Raw genomic sequence first — 19,540 nt, forward strand, 5'->3', positions numbered from 1 at the left:
TTGCGAAACTTCACTTTAAGAATCACCGGCCTTCTTTCATGCAAGCCTCTCAGCCCGCCTTTTTTAAGCAGGGACCAAAGCCGCTGACGCGGTTTTTCCTGTTTTCCACCCTATCGATTTGTTTAATCGTTGGGGATGCCAACTATCAAATGCTTGGACCGGTACGCCAACAACTTTCCGTTTTACTCTATCCCCTGCAATGGCTGGTTACTGCGCCTTTTGAGTTAATCAAAGACACCAGCACCTTTTTATCAAGGCAAGCTGAATTACTCGGTGAAAATCGTAAGCTACACGACGCGCAATTAGTGGCTAGCGTAAATGCAATGAAGTTGAAAGCATTAGAAGCTGAAAACGCCAGGCTAAGGCTACTCAATACTATCCAAGCAAGCCAACCCAGCCAGCTCACAGAAATCCTCTATAACGGACGTGATCCATTTAGTGCGCGGCTGATTGTCGACCGTGGCGAGCGCTCAAATATTAAAGAAGGGCAAATTGCCGTTGATGCCAGCGGCGTGATTGGCCAAGTGGTGCGAGTGCAGCCTATGACCAGTGAGATCAGGCTTATTTCTGATCGCAACCATATGGTGCCAGTGCAAATTGAGCGCAACCAATTACGCACGGTGATTTATGGTATGGGCCGAGGTTTACCGCTAGAAATCCGCAATATGTCATCTAATTCAGAAATCAAAGAAGGCGATACGCTGATTACCTCTGGAATTGATGGCTTATATCCAGCAGGATTACCCGTCGCCAAAGTATTTAAAATTGAACGCAATACCGGCAATGCCTTTGCGCGGATTTATTGCACCCCGCTGGCAGGGATTGACCAGCATCGTTTCTTGCTGATACTAGATGCAAATCAGGCCGCAGCCCCCTACCCAAGCAACGCCTCTGATGTTGGCGCAATCAAAAAAAAGAAAGGTCGCTAATGCCAATTTCACGCCAATTACTGCGCCCTGTAAGTAGCAGCTTTATTCTATTTACTTTTGTACTTTCTTTAAGCATTAACCTCTTGCCGTGGCAAGCGGGCTTAATTGGCTTTGCACCTGATTTTGTTGCACTGTTTATTATCTATTGGACACTCAATCAACCCCGCCGGATTGGTGTAGGCTGGGCTTTTTTCTTGGGCCTACTGATGGATGTGGCCGATGGCAATGTTCTTGGGCAGCACGCGCTTGCCTATACCGTCATTGCCTATTTAACCCTAGCTCGTCAGCGCCAATTAGCCGTATTCCCGTTTTGGCAACAAGCCTTTGTCGCTTTAGCCTTAATGCTAATAGGGCAAGTTCTAATGCTGAGCTTACGCATGCTAATGGGCGCCCCCTTCCCTGGCTGGGCTTATTTTGCAGGCTGCTGTGTTGCGGCTTTTATATGGCCACCACTATCCAATATTTTGCTCTCCCATCAACGTAGACCAACGACTGAAGAACTATGAGCCAGGGTGAGATTAAAAACCAGCACCGAGAGCGTTATGCTTTCCAGCTGCGAATCATCGCGGCTGCCCTTTTTGTTTTATCTTTATTTACCCTGTTATTTGGCCGTTTCTTTTGGCTACAAGCGGTACAGCACGATAAATATATGACTTTGGCCGAGCAAAATCGTATTTCGCTCGTGCCTATTCCCCCCTCACGCGGCATTATTCGAGATAAAAATGGTGTCATTTTAGCGCATAATTTTTCTGCTTATACCTTAGAAATTACGCCATCTAAGCAAGCTAATTTAGACGAAACAATTGAGCGGCTTTCTAGCATTGTTGAAATTACCGCAAAAGATAAGCGCCGCTTTAAAAAACTGCGTGAAGAAACTAAAGATTTTGAAACACTGCCGATTCGCACTCGTTTAAGCGATGAAGAAGTGGCGCGTTTTGCCGCTAATAGCTATCGCTTTCCTGGCGTAGAAATCAAAGCGCGTTTATTTAGGCATTATCCATTAGGCGAAATTGCCAGTCATTTAATTGGCTATATCGGCCGTATCAATGGCAAAGATTTAGAACAACTCGATGAAGATGGCGTGCTCGCCAATTATCGCGGTACCGATCATTTAGGCAAGATTGGTATTGAACAAAGCTATGAGCGTCAATTGCATGGCAAAACCGGTTTTGAAGAAGTGGAGATTGATTCAGGTGGCCGCGCCGTACGCACTTTGCGCCGAACTCCACCTATTCCAGGTAGCGATCTCACCCTATCGGTGGATATTAAACTACAGCAAGTTGTCGAAGATTTATTCGACAAACGCCGTGGCTCGCTCGTGGCCATCGATCCTAGAACTGGCGGCCTGCTGGCCATGGTTTCCAAACCAGGTTTTGATCCAAACTTATTTGTGGATGGAATTGATCCCTTAAGCTGGAATGAGCTCAATACCTCGCCAGATAAACCCTTGCTTAATCGAGCCATTCGAGGCGAATACCCACCGGGCTCAACCTTTAAGCCCTTTATGGCTATGGCCGCGCTGGAAGGTGATTTCCCGTTAACGCGGCAAACGATCAGCGACCCAGGTTACTTTATGTATGGCAATAATAAATTTCGAGACTCGCATGCTGGTGGTTATGGCTCAATGAGTTTTGATCGCTCAATTATTGTCTCGAGCGATACCTATTTTTATCAACTTGCCGTACAAATGGGCATCGACAATATCGCCAAATTTATGAAAACACTCGATTTTGGCAGCCCAACGGGGGTTGATTTAAACGGCGAACGCGCGGGTATTTTACCTAGCCCCGAGTGGAAGAAAAAACGCTTCAAAACGCCTGCTACACAAAAATGGTATTCAGGTGAAACCGTGTCTATTGGTATTGGCCAAGGCTATAACAGCTATACCCCCATACAAATGGCACACGCCACCGCTACCTTGGCTAATCGTGGCGTGATGTTTCGCCCGCACGCCGTAAATAAAATCATCGATCCAATTACTGGCATCGTCACAATGGTTGAGCCGCAACCTGTGCGTACCATGGCGTGGAAAAATGAAAACACCGAACGCGTCATTCGTGGCATGGCAGGGGTTATTCGGGAAGGAACTGGCGCGCGCACCTTTGCTGGCGCAAATTATATTGCCGCAGGTAAAACGGGAACAGCGCAGGTTTATAGCTTAAAAGGCAGCAAATATAATAAAAACATCAGTGAGCGCCTACGTGATCACTCTTGGTTTATTGTGTTTGCACCGGTAGACAAACCCACCATTGCGCTGGCCGTCATCGTAGAAAACGGTGGCTTTGGTGCGCAAGCAGCCGCCCCGATTGCAAGGCAAGCGCTGGATTTCTACCTAAACGGTAAGCTGCCTACCCCCCCTAAAACTAGCGGTGCAGCTTCAAGCGCAAGCAACGCCACCACTGAGGAGATCGTGGGTGATTAAACATCTATGGACTCGCTTTATTCGGCCAATCGATTCTTGGCTGCTTCTTTTTACCTGCTTAGTATTGCTGCTCTCCACGGTTCTGCTGTTTTCAGCATCCAATCGTGATATGGACATGATCATCAACAAAGTCACCTTTATGGGCATTGCACTCACGGTGATGTGGCTGGTGGCAAATACCTCACAACAAACCCTAATTCGGCTTGCCGTTCCTGCTTATATTGTCGGCTTACTGCTACTAATTGCGGTGGCACTCTTTGGTGACATCAGCCATGGCGCACGACGCTGGCTGCATATTGGCGTCACAAAAATACAACCATCCGAGCTAATGAAGCTCGCCCTGCCGATGATGCTGGCTTGGTATTTCCATCATTTTGAAATCAGTATTCGCTGGAAGCACTATCTCTTTGCCTCGCTCCTGATAATCGTGCCAGTTGGCCTGATTATGAAACAGCCCGATTTAGGCACCAGCTTATTGATTGCCTCATCCGGCTTTTATGTGTTGTTTTTTGCAGGGCTTTCTTGGAAGTTTATTGGCCTGATGGGCGCAGCAGGTGGTGGCTTGGCTTATGTGGTAATGCACTGGAATTCTTGTGTGCAGATACTGCACGAATACCAATGCCGCCGTGTTGCCACCATGCTCGATCCAATGCAAGATCCGCTAGGTGCCGGTTATCACATTATTCAAGGAACCATCGCAATTGGCTCAGGCGGTATTTTTGGTAAAGGTTGGCTCAATGGCACACAAACCCATTTGGACTTTATTCCTGAGCGCACAACTGACTTTATCTTCGCCGTATTTGGCGAGGAATTTGGCCTCTTAGGCAATGCTATTTTATTAGTTTTATATTTACTACTTATAGGCCGAGGCTTAGTGATAGCCAATAATGCCTCCACTTTATTTGGCAGACTGCTGGCAGGGGCCATTACCCTCACCTTCTTTACCTATGCCTTTGTCAATATGGGTATGGTTTCCGGCATCTTGCCGGTGGTTGGTGTGCCCCTCCCGCTGATATCTTATGGCGGCACATCGATGGTGTCGCTGCTCACCGGCTTTGGCCTCTTAATGAGTGTTCAAGGTGATCGCAAGTTGATGAAATCATGAAGCATAAAAATTATTCCGCACTCATTGCGGCCTTACTGCTCGCGGCATGCTCCACCACACCACCACCGCCAAGCAAACCTTTACCAAGCAAGCCCACCACTACGGGCGCAACAACTCCTGCGCAATATAGCTGCAATTACACCGCCAAAGGCAGTGGAGCGTTTTATAAAGACGATGGCCCGATGGATTCATTCCCTTCTGGAATCGATCAAGTCCCAGAACCCGTGCCACGCTGGGAACCCCTGCATCGCTGGGCCAATAATCCCTACACCGTGCTCGGGCAAAACTTCACCCCTCTGCCACGCCCAGGCGAATTAAAACAGCAAGGTACGGCCTCTTGGTATGGCAGAAAATTTCACGGGCAAAAAACTTCAACCGGTGAAATTTACGATATGTTCGCCATTACCGCAGCGCACCCCACCCTGCCCCTACCCTCCTATGCCCGTGTCACCAATGTAAAGAATGGCCGCAGCATTATTGTTCGGGTGAACGATAGAGGCCCATTTTTGCATGGCCGAGTGATAGATTTATCGTTTCTAGCTGCCTGCCGCCTAGGCTACACCATGGATGGTAGTGCCGAGGTAACTGTAGAAAGCCTACTCGCCAGCGACACTCCAAGCGTCGTTGCGGCCGCCGTAAAACCTGTAACCAACGCCCAAATCAGCCCAGCTAAAGCAATTCCCTTGGCAGACAGTGGCAATGGCTCGGTCTATTTACAGCTCGGCGCTTTTGGCTCTTTAGCCAATGCAGAAAGCTTTCGAGATCATCTATCCACCCAGCTTGATCGTGATGTAAATAAATTATTGATTCAAAGCACAGGCGCTTTACACCGCGTTCGGCTTGGGCCGTATCCAGATAGGCAAAGCGCTCAGCTTGCCGCAGACAGAATCAGTGGCGAGCATCAGCTCGCTAGCATGGTCAGCCACTAGCAGCCTGTCGGACTTAAGCGATCGTAGCGAGGGAAAGACCGGTTTGAGACAGATTTAGCGGGTTTTTGAGGCGAATAGCTGGCTATTCAACGAGAAAATGCGTGAAATATGGCCAAATCCGGCTTTTCCGTAGTAGATCAGTCTTAAGTCCGACAGGCTGCTAGCATACATATCCCTCACCGCCCCCACTCCCAGTGGGGGCGTGCTCATGGGCTTTGTTGCGCAAATCTGCCAAGCCTTACTGCGGTTAGAATGAACGCATGAGCAAGCCTGAATCGAGCAAGCGAAGGAGGCAAGCTGAATTTAGCGACACTGCCATTCAGTTTTGCTTAACTACAAGTGTCTATTTAATCTCCCGCTACGCCAAACAATAGGCTTTGTAGAAAGCGGGCTTCGACTCGCCAATTTTGATTGGAAAGTACCTGACTCCAGCACGCTCTGCCGATGACAAAAACGTCTTAAGGCCGTCATCTCGGCACAAAAAGCATGGGTGTCAAGATGCGGAGCGAAGGCGAGCGGAAAACTAAAAAACATAGCGTGGAATATCGTCGGCAATGGCGTAAAGTCCACATCGGTATTGATGCTGAAACCCTTGAAATATGTGCCATTGAGGTGATGAGTAACGCCAGGGGCGATGCACAAGTTTTGCCTGATATGATTGAGCAGATGCCGGAGGATGAAGTGCTGGTTTCCGTGCATGGTGATGGTGCACGTAGCGTAAATCGGTATGGGGTTTGAGGCGGTTCGTTCTTAAATTTATTTGTGCAACAAAGCCCGTAGAAACCAGAGAGTAACTGGCGCTCTTAAATGTAAACACCTATTTCTTCAATACAAGGCTATTTATTTAGCCAGCCAATTACTGCGAATAGCTTTAAAGAACTACTTAGAAACAATTAACATTTGAATAAATAAGCCTTCTGGCGCTGAGTAAAATAAAGCCCAAAAAAACCATGAAGAATATTGGACTTTATTTTACTCAACCCAAATCACGCCAAGCCTATTTTTTATTCGTCGTTCGCTTTTAATTCAGTGACTAAGTCAATATAAGCTTGCTTAGCAGCATCAGCAGCCATGCCATTAAGCTCTGACCAAGCGTCAAATTTAGCGCGAGCCACAAACTGAATGGCCGATGGGCGATCACCACTTACATCACCTTCTGCAGCTTGTTTAAACAAAGAATATAACTTGAGCTTAGTCGATACATCTGGCGCATCGTTCAGTTTAACCACATCATCTTGCGCAATTTGAAACAGGGAATCGAGATCAGACATTATTGTTCTCCAAAGCAAGGATTAAACGATCGTTTTAATAGGCAAAAGTATAGCCTGAGCGCCAAGATAAACCAAGCGACTCAGGCCTTGTTGATATCCCTTACTCGCTAAATTGGTACACCCGCTTCCCTTTCACCAAGGTATGCATCACGCGCCCTTTCATCTCCATCCCTACAAACGGCGTGTTTTTACCTTGGCTTTTTAAGGCTGCGGGCGTCACTTGCCAATGAGCTTCTGGATCGAAAATCACCAAGTCTGCACGATTACCCACAGCTAAACCCGCATCAAAGCCCAGCATTTTTGCCGGTATGGCGCTGATTTTAGCCAAAGCTTGTGACAACGGAATATGTTGGCGCTCAGCCCAAGCAAGGGTCAGTGGCAGCAGCAGCTCTAGCCCCGTTGCGCCAGGCTCTGCCTCTGCAAACGGCAGCAACTTACCATCATCATCGATTGGACTATGATCGGAGCAAATAGCATCGATCGTTCCATCTGCCAAAGCCGTCACAATCGCATCACGGTCACGCACGGAGCGCAGCGGCGGGTCAAAACGATAGTTGCTATCAAAAAAACCAATATCCACATCGGCCAAATGTATATGGTTGATGCTCACATCACAAGTAATCGGCAAGCCTTGCTTTTTAGCAGTACGCACCAAATCTAAACCCGCCATCGAGGAAAGACGGCATAGATGCACACGCGCGCCAGTTTCTTTCATCAGCAGCAAAATATTAGAAATCGCCACGGTTTCTGCCAACACCGGAATGCCCACCAGCCCTAGACGAGTCGCGTAATCGCCGTCATGCGCCACACCCGTATTTAAATCTGCATCCTGCGGCAGCAAACGCAAAGCCACATTAAAAGTGGCGGCATATTGCATAGCCCGATACAAAATCTGTAAATCGCCAACCGCCTGATCGCCCTGCGAAAACGCCACACAGCCAGCATCACGCAACTCGGCCATTTCGGTGAGCTCTTTACCTTTTAGCTGACGGCTTAAAGCGCCAACCGGGTAGAGGCGAGCGAGATCAAGGTTTTTTGCCCGCTGACGCAGCATAGTAACGAGGCTAGGCTCGTCGAGTGGCGGATCGGTATCTGGCGGACACACAATACTTGTAACGCCACCGGCCACCGCAGCGGCCATTTCAGACGCCAAGGTGGCTTTATATTCAAAGCCCGGCTCACGCAAACGCGCAGCTAAATCGACTAAACCTGGGCTAACCAACAAACCCTTGGCATTGATGGTTTCATCGCAGATGAAACCATCAGGAGCAGCACCCACGCCAACAATTTTCCCGTCCGCAAGATATAAGTCGGCAGCTTGGTCAGTGTTGTGCAGCGGGTCAATCAGACGGCCACCAAGAATTGCTACGTTTTTCATGCTTGGCTCGCTTTCTGATTACGGGCAACAATCGCTAGCACGGCCATACGTACAGCGATACCAAAGGTTACTTGCGGCAAGATCACCGCTTGCGGGCCATCGGCCACAGCAGAATCGATCTCTACGCCACGATTCATCGGGCCGGGGTGCATCACGATGGCATCGGGCTTAGCCAGCGCCAGTTTTTCTGGGGTAAGGCCGTAATACTTAAAGAACTCTTGAGTCGATGGCAAAAAAGCCCCCGCCATACGCTCATTTTGCAAACGCAGCATGGCGATCACATCCACATCTTTCAGGCCTTCGGCCATATCGTGATACACATGCACGCCCAGCTGCTCGATGCCGGTCGGCAGCAAGGTTTTAGGCGCAATCACACGGATTTCTGGGCAGCCTAATGTGCTCAGCGCATGGATTTGCGAGCGCGCCACGCGCGAATGCAGAACATCGCCGACAATCGCCACGCGCAGCTTGGTAAAGTCGCCCTTAAAGTGGCGGATGGTAAACATATCCAGCATGGCTTGCGTAGGGTGAGCATGGCGGCCGTCCCCTGCATTCACCACCCCAATGCCTTTCTTTACATGCCTGGCAATCAAATGCGCCGCGCCTGATTCTGAATGGCGCACCACAAATAGATTAGCGCCCATTGCTTCCAGATTGTGGATGGTATCAAGCAGGGTTTCGCCCTTGGCGGTGCTGGAGGCTTGAATATTGAGGCTGGATACATCGCCGCTTAAGCGCTTTGCAGCCAGCTCAAAGGTCGTACGGGTGCGGGTCGAGTTTTCAAAAAATAAATTAAAAACGGAAGTACCAGCCAGATTTTGCCATTTGTGGTTCAGTAATTCGCCGTTCTCAACGTATTCGGCCGCCTGATCGAGGATTTGGGTCAGGATGCGCTTTGGCAAGCCTTCAGTAGTCAGTAGATGGATCAGCTCACCTTGAGCATTTAACTGCGGGTTATACATTGCCATCCTCACCTGCATCCTTGTTGGATTGAATCGCTGGAGCCTCAGGAGAACGGTGGCTTAATGCCTCCCCCGTTGCTGGGGAATCCAGATAAGTTTGTAAAATCTGCATTGCCGCCACTTGATCCAAGGCGGGCTTTTGGCGGCGGCCGCGCACACCGGTTTCATTAAGCGCACTGCTAGCGGCAGCGCTAGACAGCCGCTCATCCACTAAAAACACCGGCAAGCTAAAACGCCCGTGTAGCCGATTCGCAAATTTTTTAGAGAGCCGCGTCATTTCGTGCGGTGTGCCATCTAAATGACTAGGCAAGCCAACGATCAAACAAGCTGGCTGCCATTCGTGAATCAATTGCTCGACCCGCGCAAAACGGCGATCATTTCCTTCCGCCGTGATGGTTTCTACCGGATGGGCAATACCCAGCTCAGACGAGCCAACGGCCACACCAATCCGTACTTCACCAAAATCAAAAGCCAGAAGAGTACTCATTGTTTTCCAGATGACAATGCCAAAAGCATCACCAGATGCGGTTTCAAAATATTAGCTAAATTAATAAACTGACTTAATTGTGAGCAGCCCCAATCAACACGCCGTTATCGGCGCTAGATTGGGCGCTCTTTGATGGGCGGATTACGCGTGGCCAGCGTCTTTAGACAGCATCGCGATATCAATCCCCAGCAATCCCAAAGCAGCGGCATAACGGGCTTCGGGAGGTAGATCAAAAATAATTTTAGGATCGGCTTCTACGGTAAGCCATGAATTCTGAGCGATTTCGTTCTCAAGTTGGCCCGCATCCCAGCCAGCATAACCCAAGCTTAAAAACACCTGATCTGGCCCCTCACCATCTCCTAATGCCTGCAAGACATCTCTGGAGGTAGAAAGGCCCATTTCATCCGAAACGGCCAAGCTAGATTGCCAGCTACCTAAGGGGGTGTGCAGCACAAAGCCTCTATCGGTTTGTACCGGCCCACCAAAATGCACCGATAGCTCGGCCATAGCGGGGCGATGCAGCTCAATATCGATCTGCTCAAAAAGGGAGGCCAGCGTCATACCTAGCGGCCGATTCACGATCACCCCCATCGCGCCGTGTTCATTGTGCTCACACACAAAGGTTAAAGCGCGGGAAAAAATCGGATCGACGAGGCTAGGCATCGCAATCAAAAAATGACGAGAAAAGTTCATTGCGTTATCCATGATTCTAATTATCGCACAAGCCGCAGATTACAGCGCGTCACCCATGCCGTAGAAATGGCACAATAGGGCGTTAATTCTATTAATCTCCCCCTATGCCCACAACATCATTGATTTGGTTTCGCCGCGATTTACGTCTATTTGACCACGCAGCCTTACATCACGCGCTAAAAGCCTCGCAAAAAGTGATTGCGGTATTTATCTTTGATCGTTCTATTTTAGATGGCTTAAAACGAGATGATCGGCGAATTGCTTTTATTTGGCACAGCTTGCAGCAGCTCAAAGCCAGCTTAATGGCTGAAGGATCTGATTTAGTCATTCGCCACGGCAAGGCCGAGCTAGAAATCCCACGTTTAGCCGCAGAATTTAACGCCACCGCCGTTTACACCAATCACGATTACGAACCCGCCGCTATTGTGCGTGATGCCAATGTGGCAGAGCAACTGGCCACAGTGGGCTGCCAATTACATAGCTACAAAGACCAAGTGATCTTTGAAAAAGATGAAGTGCTGACTAAAACCGGCGGTATGTATAGTGTATTTACGCCGTACAAACGCAGTTGGCTCGCCAAACTCAATGATTTTTACTTAACATCTTACCCAATTAAGCCCTATCTAAAACGGCTTGCCCCGCTCCCCTTGCAAGCTATGCCAAGCCTAGCGGTGCTGGGTTTTGATGATATCGATGTCAGCACTCTACAGCCGGGTATGGCTGGCGGCGAGGCGCTGTTTAATGACTTTTGCCTGCGTATCAACGACTACCAAGAAGCCCGTGATTTTCCAGCGGTAAAAGGCGTCTCTTATTTATCCGTCCATTTACGCTTTGGCACGGTGTCAATTCGTGAGCTCGCAAAAAGGGCTTGGCAAATGGGTGGGCGCGGCGCTGAAACATGGCTATCAGAGCTCATCTGGCGCGAGTTTTATCAGCAAATTCTTTGGCATCGGCCCGAAGTGGTTCAGCACGCATTTAAGCCTGAATACGACGCGCTGCCTTTCCCAAATAATCCTGAATACTTTGCCGCATGGTGCGAGGGACGTACAGGCTTTCCCATTGTGGATGCCGCCATGCGCCAGCTGAATCAAACTGGCTTTATGCATAACCGCCTACGGATGATTGCCGCCAGTTTTTTAGTCAAAGACCTACTCATTGACTGGCGCTGGGGCGAGCAATATTTTGCCGAAAAACTCAATGATTTTGATTTAGCCGCGAATAATGGTGGCTGGCAATGGGCCGCATCAACGGGCTGCGATGCCCAGCCTTATTTTAGGATTTTTAACCCAGTCAGCCAATCCGAGCGCTTTGACCCACAGGGTAAATTTATCCGCCGCTATTGCCCTGAGCTGGCAGAGCTAAGCCCAAAAGAAATTCATGCTCCTTGGCTCATCAAAGCTATTTTTGGCATAAAGCCCAGCTATGATTATCCTGCGCCCATCGTGGATCACGCAGCACAACGCATAGCCGCCTTGGCTTTATTTAAACGAAACTAAATGCTGGCCGCTTTGATGCAGCAGCGATGACCCGATCAGACTATGCGCAAATTTCTTACTTCCACCCGTCTCTTTGCTCTCGGTATTTGCCTAGTAGCAAGCGCCATTGCCATTGCCTATTTTGCCATCATGCAAGAAAAAGAGCAGGACGGCCATTGGCCGTGGCCACTTAATGGCGTACTCATTAACCAATCCGCTCAAGCAGCCAAAGTCTGGGACGACGATCATCTGCACTACACCATTGCCGCACACACCCGCTCTGGTAATGAGCTTGATGTAGACCATGTGCAAGAAAGCGCATCGGGGCGCTGGTGCAAAGTAGGCCCGCATACCGTCACCCTAAAAGCAGATGGTTATTTAGATGGCTGCCCCTGCTATTCGCTTGACGCAGGCCGAGCCTGTATTCAGTTTTAGCGGGCTATGTTGGCAATTAACGACCGCCATCGCCTGCCAAACAAATAGATACGCTGCATGGAGCACACACAACTAACCACTTTTTAATGACAAGCAAGCCCAGTTATATTCAATTTTAACGGACTATTTTGGCAATAGATTACAGCCATAGCCTACTAAATGGCGGCATGATAGTGCTCTGTTTTTTAAGCAAAATATGCCAATGCCTTGCAATACCCGCGTCCTCTATATCCTTATTTTTCTCGCCATTAGCACCCTAAGCAGCTACGCCTCGGCCATGTATTGGCCTTGGCCTTTGAATGGCAAAGTGGTCAACCAAAGTAGCCTTCCCGTTGCGGTGTGGGATGGAGAGCACGGAATTTACACCCTGCCTGCCCACAGCTTCAGCCCCAAAACACTGGATGTCGATCATCTATATTCGGGCTTAAATGGCCGCTGGTGCAAAATTGGCCCGCTTAAGGTGCAAATAGACTTCAAAGGCAATATTGATCAGTGCGAATGCTGGGTAGATAACGCTGGGGACGCCTGCAACAGCCGGGCTGTTGTGGCCGAAGTACGCTCCACTCCAGCGCCCAAAGTAGTGCAGGCCGCACAACCGGCCAGTATTCCGGCATCCTAGCAGCCTGTCGGACTTAAGCGATCGTAGCGAGGGAAAGACCGGTTTGAGACAGATTTAGCGGATTTTTGAGGCGAATAGCTGGCTATTCAACGAGAAAGTGCGGGAAATATGGCCAAATCCGGCTTTTCCGTAGCAGATCAGTCTTAAGTTCGACAGGCTGCTAGTCCCTATGCGCCTACATACATGGGGTAGGTAAAGCAAAGAAAATGGACGAGGTTAAATCCAAAATGCACAAGAATCGCCATTTCAATCCGCCGGCTCTGCTGATACACCAAGGCATAGCCCAAGCCTGCCAAACTAGCTAAAGCCATATACATCACACCACCCGCAAAATGAGCCAGCCCAAATAACAGCGCCGAGGCCCCCACCGCCAGTACCGAGCCCAAAGGCTTGCTGCTTAGGCGGTGCAAAGATTCTTGCACAAAGCCTCGAAAGAACGCCTCCTCGGCAACGCAAGTCAGCAATAAATTAACCACAACAAACACCGCCGTAGCGGCTGGCAGTTTTAAATCAAAGCGGAAAAACTGGCTAAGCACCCCAGCAATGCACAACAGCAGAATCGTTGTAAAAACAAACAAACACGAACGTCTAAAATCCACTTTTAGCTCGGCGAAGCTTGTCACCTTGCGGCAAAACAAAACCAGCAGCAATAAGCCTACGATTCCCTTATCAAAATTGGCATAGAGCGTAAATGGCGGCGCATCTGCACTCAATTGCACACCTTTAAAGATCAGTAAATTACTAAACTCCGGCACCTTATGCATCGCCAAAGCCAGCGCCAGCAAAGCGGCGACCACGCCCAAAGCCAGCCGCAAAACCTTAGGTAGCCGATCGCAACTCGCCCCCGATAGCACCAAAGCCAGTACCAAAACGAGTAATAAACCCACAAACCCCAAGACCCCCGTTGCCAGCGCGGTACAAAGCGCCAGCGCAAAACAAACCAGCCAAGGCCGAATAGAAAGCCTGCCCCAATGCACCACAGGCAACCACGCACACACAATGGCCAAGATTAAAAACACATAGGCAGGAGAACTCAGAAGTTTCAGCATTGAGAATCAATAAAAAAGTGTGAGAAGGGGCAAGATGATACGGAGAATAACGAAGATAGGGTGCTAAGAAAGCCGCAGAAAAATCATCATGCCGATGATGGCAGGGACCCAGCTTAAAGAAAAAAACACAGCAAACAGGCCACAAACACTAAAAAAGTAGCCTGTAGCATCGATCAATACAGCCTATCTGTTTGACCACGACCATACCGGCTTATCTAAATCATGCAGCCCTAAAACCGACGTTTCGCCGCAGTCTTTTTGCAAAATAATCGAATTACAATCCGCCTCACGCTCAAGCGCCGCCACAAGACGGCTGGCATGGCTAACAACAATCACTTGGCTGTGCGCCGCTGCGGCAGAAATTAAGCGTGCTAAAGCAGGCAATAAATCAGGATGCAAACTGGTTTCAGGCTCGTTCAAGACCAAAAGCTCCGGTGGGCGCGGGCTAAGCAAAGCGGCAATCAGCAATAAATAGCGCAGCGTACCGTCCGATAACTCCCTTGCCGCCAAAGGGCGCAATAAGCCACGCTGCCACATCAAAACGCTAAAACGGCCATCATTAACGGCAATCTCGATCCGTGCGCCGGGGAAAGCATCGTCAACCGCCGCCATCAGTGCAGCGGCATCGCCAATCTCAATAATGGTTTGCAGCGCAGCTGCCAAATCACCGCCATCATTCGCCAAAATAGGCGTGTAAGTGCCAATTTGCGCCTGCCTAGCGGGCGCACTGGCATCGGTGCGTAAATGATCATAAAAACGCCAGCGACGCATCGCCTCGCGCAGCTGCAAAACCTCGGGCGCATTCACCGGATCGGCACACTGGCTAAAAATACTATCGTAAGTAGGCACATGCTGGCTGATGATCTGCCAACTGCGCCCCAGCCGCGTTTTTGCAACAGCATTACGCCTATCCATCAGCAAGGTAACTTCCCGCTGAGCACTTCCCGCCCAGATTTGCTCACGCTTTATTTCGGGGTCTGCCGCAAATAACGATAAGCTGGGTGTGGGCAAACCTAAATCAATTGCATAGGAAAAATCATCGCCAGCAAAGCCCAGCTTGAGTGAAACAGCCGCCTTTCTTACCGTTGCCTGAATCGGTACATCACCACGGCGCATTGCACTAGAAATATTCTCTGGCCCCGCCCATAAAGTAGAAGCAAAGCCCCCTTCCAGCGCCAAAGACCCAATCAAACGCCCCGCCGCAGATTCCGCAATTAAGCGTAAAGCACGATATAAACTCGATTTCCCGCAACCATTAGCACCACTAATGACATTGAGCTGAGCCAAAGGAACAACTAAATCGCGTAAGGAACGGTAATTGGCAATAGCAAGTTTATGCAGCATGGCAATCAATCGGCAAAAAACACCATCATAAAGCCAAGCGCGCCCTGTGGCACGGGTGTTTCTTTACAAAATGCACAGAGATGGAAAGCGTGGAATATAAGATCAGGACTTCAGCTTAATAGCAGGGCGCTGCTTATTGGCATTGATTAGAATTAATACCTTTAAAGCCATAAAAAATATTTAATTAAATCGTTTATTCCTGACTATCAGATTTAATCGATCGACCTAATTATGCCTCTTAACTCAATGGACTCTGTATAAATCAATCTACAACCTGACTTAAAAGAAAAGGAGGGAATCCCCGCTCAATCGGATGTAGTATATTGGCATAAAACACTTCAGGGCGCGCCTCACAAGGTCTTGCAAAGGCGCGCTGCGTTTTTATACGCCCGAGATGGTGGTTTTTCTACCATTTTAGGGTGTCTACATATTGTTAGCCACTTAGAGAGTATTTATGACCGTAGCTATGGTAATCCCCCCACAAAACCAGCTCATTTTTAAGTAGAATTTTCTCGTAGTCTTTGAGGAGCTCTACATGAAAGCAGCACGTTATTCTGACAGCCAGATTATGGCGATTTTAAAGCAAGCGGAAGCCGGTTCAACCGTCCCCGATCTGTGCCGCGAGCACGGCATGAGTTCTGCCTCTTTCTACAAATGGCGCGCTAAGTTTGGCGGCATGGACGTCTCGATGATGACGCGGATGAAAGAGCTGGAGGACGAAAATAAGCGCCTTAAAAAGATGTATATCGAAGCCCAGATGCAAGCGGATATCATCAAGGAGGCCATGTCAAAAAAGTGGTGAAGCCATCTCAGCGTCGTGAGATGGCTCAATGGGCCGTTGAAACCAAGGCCGTTTCTATTCGTGCAGCTTGCGCCAGCTTTGCGATTGGCACGACTTGCTATCGCTATGTTCGTAAGCTGGATGCAGAAAATGCCCAAATCGCTGACTCATTGGTTCAACTCACGGAAACGCATCGCAACTGGGGCTTTGGCCTTTGTTTTTTGCATCTGCGAAACGTAAAGAAAAAGTACTGGAATCATAAACGGGTCTACAGGATTTACTGCGATTTAGAATTAAATCTGCGGATTAAGCCTAAAAAACGCTTAGATCGTGAAACCCCAGCGCCATTAGCTGTGCCAGAGGCAAAAAATGAAACGTGGTCGATGGATTTTATGCACGACCAATTGGCCGATGGCCGCAGTATTCGCTTATTTAATGTGATTGATGATTTTAATCGGGAAGGATTGGGCATTGAAGTCGATTTCTCTTTGCCAGCAGAGCGCGTCATACGCAGCCTGAATCAAATTATTGAATGGCGCGGCAAGCCAAAACGAATCAGGTCCGATAATGGCCCTGAATATATTAGTCACCTATTAAAAAATTGGGCAGAGCAACAATCGATTGAATTGGCCTATATTCAGCCCGGTAACCCGCAGCAAAATGCATATATTGAGCGTTATAATCGGACTGTGCGTTATGAATGGCTGGCCTGCGATGACTTTGAAAGTCTTGCTGAAGTACAAGAAACCGCAACGCAATGGCTTTGGACTTACAATAACGAGCGTCCGCACATGGGATTGGGCGGCATCACCCCGAAACAAAAACTGGCATTACATGCCTAGCCTCTACTTTTAAGTGAGCTTAAAAATGGGGGGATTACCCTATTACAGCCTTGCTATCAATTCTCGGTGTCGTAGTCGGCGCGTTCTTACAAAACCACTTTGCCAGACAGAATAACGAGGCAAAACAACTTCTCGAATCTCGCAACCAAGCCTATATCGATTTCATGGAGGCTGTTTCTCTTGTAATGTCAGCTCAGCGCTTGGGCAGGAGAGAACAGGAGCAAGAACAACTCGCTAGACTCACTCATGCAAAAGCACGTATCTGCATGTTTGGTGAAGAATCTGTTATTAAGCAGCTCGCTACTTTCTGGGAGGCGGGTGCTAAGCTCGAAACAGAGTCAGAGATTCTCGCATTCACACGCTTCGTTCTCGATATCCGCAAGTCACTTGGGCTAAAGGACAAGGAGTTTCTTAATGCTGAGGTTTCGCAATTGCTATTCGCTATCAAACCACCACGCAGCTAACCCAACGCTCAACCCCGTTTGCTTCGCTCTCTGGACACTGCGCGATAAAGCCGCGCAGCGCCGGTTAGCTCTACGTTAGGCACTTATGTCCGCTGTAATCACGAATGAAAGCTACACTTTGTCAGTTCACAAGCGCGTAGGCACTGTGGCGTTTGGCATGCTCAGTGGTGAGGTTGAATTTATTGAAGGTGCGATTGAGTTGGCATCTTTGCGCCATGAAGCCGCAGTCGAAGAAAACGACCCTGACTTTATGGCTTTTGTTGTAATTGCATCCGAAACGGATAGTCTTCCCATTGGTACATCAAGAGAACTATGGTCTAAAGAAGCATTAGCTAAGCATCAACCCGAAATTGATGCAGCTATTGTGTGGGCTAAAAAAGCGGGGTTAGCAGCCTGTCAATCTCTCGCGGGGCGTTTCCATGCCTAACCCATCATTCAAGCGGGACGCGCTAAATCGCGCCCCTTAATTCAAACGTTAGGGAAATCATGGAACAGTCAGAAATTGAAACACGACTCATTCGTCTTTCTGCTTACATTGCCGTCTTAGAGGCTGCTCTTGTTGCTGTTCTAGACCACTTGCCAAATCAGACCGCAGCTCTTCACTCAATGGAGAAAGCCGAGAAAAATTTTGACGAACTTGCTCTTGCAGAGAATTTCTCAGACGAAGAACTAGACGCTTATCAAGCTGCTCGAGAGAAATTTATCTCCCTAGTAACCAAGCGCGGTAACTAACTCTATCTGCCTCTATACTAGCCATATACATTCCCCTAACCCATCATTCAAACGTTAAGCGTCTCAAAACACATGCCCTCGCCCGCCGCAGACTTCGAAACCCAGCTCGAACTATTCCGAACCGAGGCGGAGAGCGCAATCCAATACTTCTACGCATGGGACACAGTCCGTGCTGTTGCGGCAAAAGACAAGGAAGTCTTTCGTTTGCTGAACCAAGCACCGCTGTTCTGGAATACAAACCTCGGCGCGCTTCAAACATCAACGCTGGTGGCGCTTGGCCGAGTGTTCGACCCTGATCCAAAGAATCATAGTATTACCCGGCTACTGTCTGTCGCACACGCGAATCTGGACATCTTCTCCAAGGATTCACTTGCAGCGCGCAAGAGCAGTGCGGACGCGGACGAGTGGCTACCTGAGTACCTACAGATCGCGTACGAGCCAAACGGTAACGACTTCAGAAGGCTGAAGCGCCACGTCGCGGATCGACGTAAGATCTACGAAACGAACTACCGTCCACTCCGGCACAAGGTGTTTGCTCACCGTGGCGTTGCCACCTGCGTTGAAGTCGGCGAGTTGTTCGCAAAGACGAACATCAGAGAAATGCAGCAGTTGCTGGTCTTCCTCGGCCGCCTCCATGAAGTCCTTTGGCAGTTGTATTTCAACGGGCGAAAGCCTACGCTCGCGCCGGCGCGCTTCTCCGTGAAGCGAATACTCGAGCAGCCATCGCCCAACGCCAAGCACGGAAAGCTACAGGAGCGTCTGGTGCATGAGACAAAAGCCTTTCTCGCAGCGCATGCGAAAGACGCCTAACCTGCCGTTCGAGCAGGACGCCGCAAAAGCGCGGCGCCCCTCAACTTTACGTTACAACATGAGTATCAATCAATGATGGAAAAGGAACTAGGGGATTCAATATTTGAAACAATTAAAGGTCATGGCGGCAAAGACCTGCTTTTTGATGCGGCAGAGTTTGTATTGGACTCAAATTTGAGCGAAGGAATTATTAAAGATATTCCTTTTGCCGGCACAGTTCAAAAGCTATTTAGTTGTGCTATCTCACTTCAAGGTTATTTTTTTGCTAAGAAAATTCAGAAATTTCTAACAAAGCTTTCAGAAGTCAATCAAGAACAAAGAGAAAAATTTGTATCTGAAATAAATGAAAATTTAGAGTTGAAAGAAAAAACATCTGATGCTGTTCTTCTCATCCTTGATAAACTTGATGATTTAGAAAAATGTGAATTGTTCGCCAATGCATTTTCTGGTTATATTCAAGCGCAGTTTGATTTTACCACTTTCAGGCGGCTATCAAATGCCATAGAAAAATGTTTGGTTTCAGACTTACAGTATCTAAAAAATTTAGCTGTATCTTGTTATATGGAAAACTACATTGGTGACGTCTTAGTTGGTGCGGGCTTAGTATATATATGTTCTGCTGCGTTAATTAAACCAGAAGGAACTAAGAATATGTATCAATTAACTGAATTTGGCGTTCTATTTCTTGATGTTGTAATAAACAATGTCCCAAGAAGTAACTAGTTGTAACAAGTCGCTGAAGCATCGCGCACTTCGTGCGCTGGACAGTTTTTAAGTACCCTCAATGCCAAACATGCACCCTCTATAATAACT

General features: G+C 48.6%; 21 protein-coding genes and 1 pseudogene. 15 read left to right on the plus strand and 7 right to left on the minus strand.

Going from position 1 to position 19,540, the window contains the following annotated elements:
• Positions 1–38: 38 nt before the first annotated feature.
• From mreC to C1H71_RS21370, 6 genes and pseudogenes are all read left to right on the plus strand, one after another.
• Positions 39–929: a rod shape-determining protein MreC gene (gene mreC / locus C1H71_RS06855; protein ID WP_130105877.1), complete on the plus strand. Its 891-nt coding sequence runs from the start codon at positions 39–41 to the stop codon at positions 927–929.
• A complete protein-coding gene (mreD, locus tag C1H71_RS06860; protein WP_130105878.1) occupies positions 929–1,435 on the plus strand; it encodes a rod shape-determining protein MreD in 507 nt (168 codons plus the stop codon). The genes mreC and mreD overlap by 1 nt, the downstream gene beginning before the upstream one ends.
• Positions 1,432–3,351 carry a penicillin-binding protein 2 gene (gene mrdA / locus C1H71_RS06865; RefSeq protein ID WP_130105879.1) on the plus strand — a complete coding sequence of 640 codons (1,920 nt, stop codon included), beginning with the start codon at positions 1,432–1,434 and terminating at the stop codon, positions 3,349–3,351. Before mreD ends, mrdA begins: the two co-directional genes overlap by 4 nt.
• Positions 3,344–4,456: a rod shape-determining protein RodA gene (gene rodA / locus C1H71_RS06870; RefSeq protein ID WP_130105880.1), complete on the plus strand. Its 1,113-nt coding sequence runs from the start codon at positions 3,344–3,346 to the stop codon at positions 4,454–4,456. Before mrdA ends, rodA begins: the two co-directional genes overlap by 8 nt.
• A complete protein-coding gene (locus tag C1H71_RS21785; RefSeq protein WP_130105881.1) occupies positions 4,453–5,385 on the plus strand; it encodes a septal ring lytic transglycosylase RlpA family protein in 933 nt (310 codons plus the stop codon). The genes rodA and C1H71_RS21785 overlap by 4 nt, the downstream gene beginning before the upstream one ends.
• 275 nt (positions 5,386–5,660) lie before the next feature.
• Positions 5,661–6,096 (plus strand): annotated as a pseudogene (locus tag C1H71_RS21370) (transposase); the annotation flags it as partial.
• A 293-nt stretch (positions 6,097–6,389) separates the two neighbouring features.
• On the opposite strand, the gene C1H71_RS06890 reads toward C1H71_RS21370, so the two are convergent.
• The 5 genes from C1H71_RS06890 to C1H71_RS06910 form a co-directional block, all read right to left on the minus strand.
• Positions 6,390–6,656, minus strand: a complete 267-nt coding sequence (locus C1H71_RS06890) for an acyl-CoA-binding protein (protein ID WP_130105884.1) — start codon at positions 6,654–6,656, stop codon at positions 6,390–6,392.
• Between the two features lie 100 nt (positions 6,657–6,756).
• A complete protein-coding gene (locus C1H71_RS06895; RefSeq protein ID WP_130105885.1) occupies positions 6,757–8,034 on the minus strand; it encodes a dihydroorotase in 1,278 nt (425 codons plus the stop codon).
• Complete coding sequence (locus C1H71_RS06900) at positions 8,031–9,002, minus strand: aspartate carbamoyltransferase catalytic subunit (RefSeq protein ID WP_262488411.1); 972 nt, start codon at positions 9,000–9,002, stop codon at positions 8,031–8,033. Before C1H71_RS06900 ends, C1H71_RS06895 begins: the two co-directional genes overlap by 4 nt.
• Entirely contained in the window at positions 8,989–9,483 is a 495-nt protein-coding gene (gene ruvX / locus C1H71_RS06905) for a Holliday junction resolvase RuvX (RefSeq protein ID WP_130105886.1), read from the minus strand. Before ruvX ends, C1H71_RS06900 begins: the two co-directional genes overlap by 14 nt.
• A 141-nt stretch (positions 9,484–9,624) precedes the next feature.
• A complete protein-coding gene (locus C1H71_RS06910; RefSeq protein ID WP_223146007.1) occupies positions 9,625–10,176 on the minus strand; it encodes a YqgE/AlgH family protein in 552 nt (183 codons plus the stop codon).
• 104 nt (positions 10,177–10,280) lie between these two features.
• Here C1H71_RS06910 and C1H71_RS06915 point away from each other — a divergent pair, with 104 nt between their 5' ends.
• From C1H71_RS06915 to C1H71_RS06925, 3 genes are all read left to right on the plus strand, one after another.
• Positions 10,281–11,672 carry a cryptochrome/photolyase family protein gene (locus C1H71_RS06915; RefSeq protein WP_130105888.1) on the plus strand — a complete coding sequence of 464 codons (1,392 nt, stop codon included), beginning with the start codon at positions 10,281–10,283 and terminating at the stop codon, positions 11,670–11,672.
• Between the two features lie 42 nt (positions 11,673–11,714).
• Complete coding sequence (locus tag C1H71_RS06920) at positions 11,715–12,086, plus strand: hypothetical protein (protein ID WP_130105889.1); 372 nt, start codon at positions 11,715–11,717, stop codon at positions 12,084–12,086.
• A 196-nt stretch (positions 12,087–12,282) separates the two neighbouring features.
• Positions 12,283–12,705, plus strand: coding sequence for a hypothetical protein (locus C1H71_RS06925; protein WP_130105890.1), 423 nt, complete (start codon positions 12,283–12,285; stop codon positions 12,703–12,705).
• 167 nt (positions 12,706–12,872) lie between these two features.
• Here the strand turns inward: C1H71_RS06925 and C1H71_RS06930 are convergent, their stop codons facing one another.
• A complete protein-coding gene (locus C1H71_RS06930; protein WP_130105891.1) occupies positions 12,873–13,754 on the minus strand; it encodes a CPBP family intramembrane glutamic endopeptidase in 882 nt (293 codons plus the stop codon).
• Positions 13,755–13,937: 183 nt separating this feature from the next.
• Positions 13,938–15,098 carry an AAA family ATPase gene (locus tag C1H71_RS06935; protein ID WP_130105892.1) on the minus strand — a complete coding sequence of 387 codons (1,161 nt, stop codon included), beginning with the start codon at positions 15,096–15,098 and terminating at the stop codon, positions 13,938–13,940.
• Between the two features lie 535 nt (positions 15,099–15,633).
• Here C1H71_RS06935 and C1H71_RS06940 point away from each other — a divergent pair.
• The 6 genes from C1H71_RS06940 to C1H71_RS06965 all read left to right on the plus strand — a co-directional run bounded on the left by C1H71_RS06940 (position 15,634) and on the right by C1H71_RS06965 (position 19,450).
• Positions 15,634–16,721, plus strand: a protein-coding gene (locus C1H71_RS06940; RefSeq protein ID WP_130105893.1) for an IS3 family transposase whose coding sequence is annotated in 2 segments (ribosomal slippage) — positions 15,634–15,886 and positions 15,886–16,721 — 1,089 coding nt in all. Because the reading frame shifts where the segments join, the coding sequence is not laid out codon by codon here.
• Positions 16,722–16,771: 50 nt separating this feature from the next.
• Complete coding sequence (locus C1H71_RS06945; RefSeq protein WP_188053634.1) at positions 16,772–17,185, plus strand: hypothetical protein; 414 nt, start codon at positions 16,772–16,774, stop codon at positions 17,183–17,185.
• Between the two features lie 85 nt (positions 17,186–17,270).
• On the plus strand, positions 17,271–17,612 hold the full coding sequence (locus C1H71_RS06950) for a DUF2489 domain-containing protein (RefSeq protein ID WP_130105894.1): 342 nt from the start codon (positions 17,271–17,273) through the stop codon (positions 17,610–17,612).
• A 59-nt stretch (positions 17,613–17,671) separates the two neighbouring features.
• Complete coding sequence (locus C1H71_RS06955) at positions 17,672–17,917, plus strand: hypothetical protein (protein ID WP_130105895.1); 246 nt, start codon at positions 17,672–17,674, stop codon at positions 17,915–17,917.
• Between the two features lie 72 nt (positions 17,918–17,989).
• Positions 17,990–18,727, plus strand: coding sequence for an AbiU2 domain-containing protein (locus C1H71_RS06960; protein WP_130105896.1), 738 nt, complete (start codon positions 17,990–17,992; stop codon positions 18,725–18,727).
• Between the two features lie 72 nt (positions 18,728–18,799).
• Positions 18,800–19,450, plus strand: a complete 651-nt coding sequence (locus C1H71_RS06965) for a hypothetical protein (RefSeq protein WP_130105897.1) — start codon at positions 18,800–18,802, stop codon at positions 19,448–19,450.
• The last annotated feature ends 90 nt before the right edge of the window (positions 19,451–19,540 follow it).

Source organism: Iodobacter fluviatilis (genome assembly GCF_004194535.1).
GTDB lineage: Bacteria > Pseudomonadota > Gammaproteobacteria > Burkholderiales > Chitinibacteraceae > Iodobacter > Iodobacter fluviatilis_A.

What these genes read in the sequence shown, in the direction of transcription:
- mreC (WP_130105877.1), top strand. Translation starts at nt 39, where the DNA reads ATGCAAGCCTCTCAGCCCGCCTTTTTTAAGCAGGGACCAAAGCCGCTG.
- mreD (WP_130105878.1), top strand. Translation starts at nt 929, where the DNA reads ATGCCAATTTCACGCCAATTACTGCGCCCTGTAAGTAGCAGCTTTATT.
- mrdA (WP_130105879.1), top strand. Translation starts at nt 1,432, where the DNA reads ATGAGCCAGGGTGAGATTAAAAACCAGCACCGAGAGCGTTATGCTTTC.
- C1H71_RS21785 (WP_130105881.1), top strand. Translation starts at nt 4,453, where the DNA reads ATGAAGCATAAAAATTATTCCGCACTCATTGCGGCCTTACTGCTCGCG.
- C1H71_RS06890 (WP_130105884.1), bottom strand. Translation starts at nt 6,656, where the DNA reads ATGTCTGATCTCGATTCCCTGTTTCAAATTGCGCAAGATGATGTGGTT.
- C1H71_RS06895 (WP_130105885.1), bottom strand. Translation starts at nt 8,034, where the DNA reads ATGAAAAACGTAGCAATTCTTGGTGGCCGTCTGATTGACCCGCTGCAC.
- C1H71_RS06900 (WP_262488411.1), bottom strand. Translation starts at nt 9,002, where the DNA reads ATGGCAATGTATAACCCGCAGTTAAATGCTCAAGGTGAGCTGATCCAT.
- ruvX (WP_130105886.1), bottom strand. Translation starts at nt 9,483, where the DNA reads ATGAGTACTCTTCTGGCTTTTGATTTTGGTGAAGTACGGATTGGTGTG.
- C1H71_RS06910 (WP_223146007.1), bottom strand. Translation starts at nt 10,176, where the DNA reads ATGAACTTTTCTCGTCATTTTTTGATTGCGATGCCTAGCCTCGTCGAT.
- C1H71_RS06915 (WP_130105888.1), top strand. Translation starts at nt 10,281, where the DNA reads ATGCCCACAACATCATTGATTTGGTTTCGCCGCGATTTACGTCTATTT.
- C1H71_RS06920 (WP_130105889.1), top strand. Translation starts at nt 11,715, where the DNA reads ATGCGCAAATTTCTTACTTCCACCCGTCTCTTTGCTCTCGGTATTTGC.
- C1H71_RS06925 (WP_130105890.1), top strand. Translation starts at nt 12,283, where the DNA reads ATGCCAATGCCTTGCAATACCCGCGTCCTCTATATCCTTATTTTTCTC.
- C1H71_RS06930 (WP_130105891.1), bottom strand. Translation starts at nt 13,754, where the DNA reads ATGCTGAAACTTCTGAGTTCTCCTGCCTATGTGTTTTTAATCTTGGCC.
- C1H71_RS06935 (WP_130105892.1), bottom strand. Translation starts at nt 15,098, where the DNA reads ATGCTGCATAAACTTGCTATTGCCAATTACCGTTCCTTACGCGATTTA.
- C1H71_RS06950 (WP_130105894.1), top strand. Translation starts at nt 17,271, where the DNA reads ATGTCCGCTGTAATCACGAATGAAAGCTACACTTTGTCAGTTCACAAG.
- C1H71_RS06955 (WP_130105895.1), top strand. Translation starts at nt 17,672, where the DNA reads ATGGAACAGTCAGAAATTGAAACACGACTCATTCGTCTTTCTGCTTAC.
- C1H71_RS06960 (WP_130105896.1), top strand. Translation starts at nt 17,990, where the DNA reads ATGCCCTCGCCCGCCGCAGACTTCGAAACCCAGCTCGAACTATTCCGA.
- C1H71_RS06965 (WP_130105897.1), top strand. Translation starts at nt 18,800, where the DNA reads ATGATGGAAAAGGAACTAGGGGATTCAATATTTGAAACAATTAAAGGT.